5 protein-coding genes are annotated in these 5,504 nt (G+C 54.8%); 2 read left to right on the top strand and 3 right to left on the bottom strand.

What is annotated here, in order from left to right:
• The 3 genes from Q0510_RS19810 to Q0510_RS19800 all read right to left on the bottom strand — a co-directional run.
• A partial coding sequence (locus tag Q0510_RS19810) for an SMP-30/gluconolactonase/LRE family protein (protein WP_298715578.1) occupies window positions 1-848 on the bottom strand: 848 nt, incomplete at its 3' end.
• A gap of 10 nt (window positions 849-858) precedes the next feature.
• Complete coding sequence (gene ppsA / locus Q0510_RS19805) at window positions 859-2,754, bottom strand: phosphoenolpyruvate synthase (protein ID WP_298715576.1); 1,896 nt, start codon at window positions 2,752-2,754, stop codon at window positions 859-861.
• Window positions 2,724-3,215, bottom strand: coding sequence for a PEP/pyruvate-binding domain-containing protein (locus Q0510_RS19800; protein ID WP_298715574.1), 492 nt, complete (start codon window positions 3,213-3,215; stop codon window positions 2,724-2,726). The genes ppsA and Q0510_RS19800 overlap by 31 nt, the downstream gene beginning before the upstream one ends.
• Before the next feature lie 365 nt (window positions 3,216-3,580).
• Here Q0510_RS19800 and Q0510_RS19795 point away from each other — a divergent pair, with 365 nt between their 5' ends.
• The gene (locus tag Q0510_RS19795; protein WP_298715573.1) at window positions 3,581-4,588 is read left to right on the top strand and encodes a hypothetical protein; all 1,008 of its coding nucleotides are present in this window, start codon (window positions 3,581-3,583) and stop codon (window positions 4,586-4,588) included.
• A gap of 102 nt (window positions 4,589-4,690) precedes the next feature.
• Window positions 4,691-5,504, top strand: an 814-nt coding sequence (locus Q0510_RS19790; protein ID WP_298715572.1) for a hypothetical protein, incomplete at its 3' end; no start/stop codon positions are given.

The raw sequence follows: 5,504 nt of genomic DNA, 5'->3' as shown, positions 1-5,504 counted from the left end.
ATCACGAACAGCGATCCTGCGAGGGGTTGTTCGTCGTGTTGTTTTTCGTTGAGGCCGATGCTGGCGGAAGTGATATACAGGTCTTGCAGGTTGTCGCCGCCGAATGTGCAGGAAGTGACAAAAGCCACTGGCAGCCGGATGCTGCAAAGCTTTTTCCCGGTTTCCGGGTTCCAGCGCGCCACCTGCCAGCCATCCCAATGCGCGATCCAGAGCATGCCTTCGCAGTCGATGGTCATGCCATCGGGGAGGCCTTCCGTTTCGGGAATGGGGAACGCGGAGCGTTTGGGGCCGATGCTGCCGGTTTCGGTATCGTAATCAAACACCGCCACTTCGAAAGTAGGCGTGTCGATGTAATAGAACGTCCGGCCATCGGGACTCCAGGCCATGCCGTTCGACATGGTTACCCCCTGCAGCTGCGCGGTGCAGCGCAGGTCATGGTCCAGCAGGTAGAGGTTTCCTGCCTGCTTTTTATGGTTTAAAGCCGTGCTGCCGATGAGGAAACGCCCTTCCGGATCGCATTTCCCGTCGTTATACCGGTTCTGCGGCAAATGTGCTTCCGGGTGATGGAGAAGTTTTATCCTGCCGCTGGATCTGCCGACAAACGCTAGCCCTTCCCGAAGGCCGGCGATGAAGTCGCCGTTTTCACAAATGGCGACGGCGCCCACCAGGCTATCGGCCTGGTGCGTGCGGTGAACATTGCCGGCGGGTTGATATTCGTGTATCCGGCCATTGAGGATATCGACCCAGCAAATGCTGCCTGTTTTTTCGTCCCACACCGGGCCTTCGCCCAGTAGGCAACAATGCGGCACCACCACTTCGCAGGGCTGCATTTCTGTTGTTGTGATCATATACGTGCTTTTAGAAAGGCTGTGGCCGCTTTTTCCGGCTTTCGGTTTCAATTTTATGAATGGCCGCATTGGTTTTCAGGAAGGAATCCGGCGTAATGGACAACGTGTCGATGCCTTGCTCCACCAGAAACTGCGCGAAATCCGGGAAGTCGGAAGGCCCCTGCCCGCAGATCCCCACTTTGATCTTCGCCTTTTTCGCCGCCTGGATGAGGCGGATGATCATTTCCTTCACCGCGCTGTTGCGCTCGTTGTAAATGCTCGCTACCAGCGAGGAGTCGCGGTCGAGCCCCAGCACCAGCTGCGTGAGGTCGTTGGAGCCGATGGAGAAGCCGTCGATATGTTTGGCGAACTCATCGGCCAGGATGATGTTGGAAGGGATCTCGGCCATCAGATAGACCTGCAGCCCGTTTTCGCCCCGTTTCAACCCATATTCCTCCATCACTTTATACACCGCGAACAGCTCGTCGACCGTCCGGCAGAAGGGGATCATCACGATCACGTTATCGAGCCCCATTTGCTCGCGCACCTTTTTGATGGCGTGGCATTCCAGCCCGAAGGCTTTCTTGTAGCTCTCCGAATAATACCGCGAAGCGCCGCGCCAGCCGAGCATGGGGTTCTCTTCTTTCGGTTCGTAATATTTACCGCCGAGGAGATTGTAGTATTCATTCGTCTTGAAATCGCTGAACCGCACGATCACCGGCGAAGGATGGAAGGCCGCGGCGATTTTGCCGATCCCGTAGGAAAGCTTTTCGATGAAGAAATGCTCGCCGCTTTCAAAGCCTTTGGTCAGCTGTTGAATCCTGGCCGTCAGCTCCGCGTCGTTGAGGGAAGCGTGGTTCATCAGCGCCAGCGGGTGCGCCTGGATGTAATTGTTGATAATGAATTCCTCGCGCGCCAGCCCAACGCCCTTGCCGGGCAAATGGGCGATATGGAAGGCCTGCGAAGGAGAAGCCACGTTGAATAGGATCGTGGTGTCCACTTGCGGGATGTCTTTGATATTGGTTTCCACCAGGGAAAATTCCAGCTTGCCTTTGTAGACTTCGCCCTCCTCCCCGCTGGCGCAGGAAACCGTTACTTCCAGGTTATCGGTCAGGATTTCGGTGGCGTTTCCGCAGCCCACGATGGCGGGTACCCCCAGCTCCCGCGCGATGATCGCCGCGTGGCAGGTGCGGCCGCCTTTGTTGGTGATGATCGCGGAAGCCATTTTCATGATCGGCTCCCAGTCGGGGTCGGTCATGTCCGTCACCAGCACGCTGCCTTTCTTGAACTCGAAATGCTCGCCGATGCGCTTGTCCAGCGAATACATGATGTTAACCGGGCCGTACCCGATTTTATTCCCCACCGCAATGCCTTTGAGGATGGGTTTTTCGCGGCTGAAGTCTTCGCCGAGCTTATAATCCACCAGCAGGGCCGCGTCTTTCCGGGAGTGGATCGTTTCGGGGCGGGCCTGTACGATGAAGAGCTTGCCGCTCAGCCCGTCAATCGCCCATTCCACGTCCATCGGGCACCAGTGGCCGCGGAGCGTGGAGTAATATGCTTCAATGATGCACACCCATTCCGCCAGTTGTAATATCTGCGCGTCGTTCAGGCAGAATTGGTTTTGCTTGGTTTTATCGACCGGGATGGTTTTCACCCGTTCGTCGGGATTATCGCCATACACCATCATCTGGTCTTTCACCCCGATTTTCTTTTCGAGGATAGAAGGAAACCCTTCTTTCAGTTTCGGTTTGAAGACGATAAATTCATCCGGCGAAACGCTGCCCTGCACCACCATTTCTCCCAGTCCGTAAGAACCGTTGATCACCACCACGTTTTTGAAACCGGATTCGGTATCGAGCGAAAACGCCACGCCGGCGCTGCCGAGGTCGCTGCGGATCATCTTCTGCACGCAAACCGACAATCCCACCTTAAAATGATCGAACCCAAAGGTGCTGCGGTAGCTGATGGCGCGGTCGGCTGGCCGGCGAAGGAAGCGTTGGGCAGGTCTTCCGCGGTGGCGGAGGAGCGCACCGCCACGTCAGTGGTTTCCTGGCCATAGGATTGCGACAAGGTGTAATACGCGTCAATGATCTTCACGCTCAGCTCTTTGGGAAACGGACTGTTCCGGATGAGCTGGCGGACGGAGAGGCCCGCGCGGCGGAGCGATTCCACATTGTCGTGATCGATCTCGCTGATCAGGTCCCTGATCTTTTTGTCCAATTGATTCTGGACGATGAATTGGGTGTAAGCTTCCACGGTGATGACGAACCCGCCGGGGATGCAAATGCCCAAACCGGACAGCTTCTGTATCATTTCACCGAGAGACGCGTTTTTCCCTCCCACGGAAGGAATGTCGTTGATACCCACACTACTTAAATCCAGTATCATTTTATCAGCATGCATAATTTTGAATCTATTTATTTCAAAATTAGGGGCGATTGGATCGCGTTAATGTATGTATGTTGTCAATCTTTATCGACATATTACCTCCATCCCGTAGTGCTTTGAAATGCAGTAGGGCCGTAGTGTACGGTGTAAAAAAGACGTTTCTTGCCGCCAGGTAAACAGCCGGGTAACTATTTGATACTTTCCGCTAATATCACGACATATTCAGATTGTGGTTTTGGTAATTTAGTGTTGCAGGTTCCATGGCCGGTTTTTGTTTCGATACATTGTTTGTTGCCTGCTTATAATAATGATGATGAATGTGCTGCAGGTGCCACTTAGCGCCTGGAATATCAAAGTAAATCAGCATGAATATTCAACCAAATTCAATACGGCTGGGCAACAGCCGGAGTATACTGGAGATAGATGTGTGCGGCGGGGCTATTAGCAATTTTCAAATGAAGCCGGAAGGACTCAATCCTTTAAATTTTAATTATCCGCTGGATGGGATACCATGCGCCTGCGGACAAGCGGCGTTCAAGGGGCATTTTGTATGCCTGGGCCGCTGGGGCGATCCATCTCCGGCAGAACGTGCCACCGGTGCTATTAAACACGGTGATTTCTATCTGCGCGAATGGGAAGTGCTGCCGCCGTATAGTGATTCACAGGTGCGGATGCGCGTCATCAGCCCGGTTGAGAAGTTGCAGTTGGAAAGGGAAGTGATGTTGGAGGAAAACGATGCGGTGTTCTACGTGCGGGAAACCATTTCCGGCAGGTACTACAATATCGTGCAGCATCCGACCATCGCCGCGCCGTTTTTGCATGCGTCTACCCGCGTTTTCTCCAATGCAGATGCGGGGATTTGCCAGGAAGTAGACCCGGCTGTTCGTTCGCAATGGCCGGTGGGCCTTACAGGAAAGGAGGAGATGATAAACCTTGAGTATTCCTATCAACCAGATAATCATGTTTTTTCATTTATCGTAGAACCAGGGGCACCATATGGCTGGCAGGCAGCCTGGTCGCCGGCCGACAAATTATTGATCGGTTACATCTGGCCGCGTGCGGATTTTCCCTGGATCAATTGCTGGCAGCATTCGGAAAATGGGAAGATGCGGTATCGCGGGCTGGAATTTGGCACCAGCGGGATTCACGCGCCGCTGGAGGAGATTTTGCAATCCGGCAAATTGGATTTGCTTGGGGAGAAGACAGTAAGGTTTCTCGGGGCCGGGGAAAACATCACCACCCGCTATGCCGGCTTCCTGGCGAAAATAGAGGATGAAATAACAGATATCACCGTTATTGACCGAAATATCAGGATCCAATGCTCCGGTCGCGATAAGGCCATTGAGCTGCGGATGCCGCAGCCAATGGGTTGATGCGCCTTGGTTCGTTTCCTTATAAAGAATGTATCCCCATTCCGCCGGGCATGCCCGGTGCGCCTGACTATGCACTTAATTCTGTAAACAATAAAAACCCTTATGAAATCATCATCTCACTTTCTCAAACGGCTGGCCCTGTGCCTGGGCCTGATGTCCGGAGTGCTTCCGGTCACCGTCCGGCACGCCAGGGCGGAAGCTCCTGCCGGATTGAAGCGGCCTTCGGACATTGTAGCGGCGGAATCCCCGGCGCAAAGCACCGCGGCGGATTATGTGCTGATCACCGATTATGGCGCAATCGGCGACGGTAACATCGCCAACGCCGGTGTCAACACCACTGCCATGAACACGGCGCTGGCAACCGGCAAAACGGTGAAAATCCCTTACACCGCCGCGGGCTTCCACTTCGGAACGAACCAGATCACCGTGGGTTCCGGGCAGATCATTGAAGGCGAGAGCCAGGTGCTGCTGAAATCCACCGCCACCACGTCGCTCTTCCGCATGACGGGCTTCGAGCTGACTTCGGGCATCAGTAACGTGTCTATCGACATGACCGGTTCCGGGGCATCCTCCACCGCCATCCGGTTCGGCACCAATTCAGCGGTACCCGTTTACCGCGTGCGCATTTCGAAGATCAAGTTTTCGCATTGCGTGGAAGCCATCGGCGACGAGGCGCATGCCACCAATTATGTGGTGGACATCATCATCGACGACTGCATGGCCTGGCAAACCCGCGGCCGGCAGATCTACAACCGCCGCTCGAGGGGCTTCTTCCTCATCCGCTCCACCAACGTGGATTTCACTTCCGATCCCGCCACGGTAACCTGGGAAGGCATCCGGCTGGAGGATTACGCCGGCCTGGAGCTGGAAAGGGTGGACGTTGTGGGATGGGGCCTCGGGCCGCGCGTGTATAATT

This window comes from uncultured Chitinophaga sp. (assembly GCF_937874145.1).
GTDB lineage: Bacteria > Bacteroidota > Bacteroidia > Chitinophagales > Chitinophagaceae > Chitinophaga.
The sequence above is the reverse complement of the archived record's forward strand: the minus strand, read 5'-3'. Positions and strand labels throughout refer to the sequence as shown.

Bases quoted from the DNA above. Each gene is read 5' to 3' on its own strand.
- Q0510_RS19800 (WP_298715574.1), bottom strand. From the start codon at position 3,215: ATGATACTGGATTTAAGTAGTGTGGGTATCAACGACATTCCTTCCGTG.
- Q0510_RS19795 (WP_298715573.1), top strand. From the start codon at position 3,581: ATGAATATTCAACCAAATTCAATACGGCTGGGCAACAGCCGGAGTATA.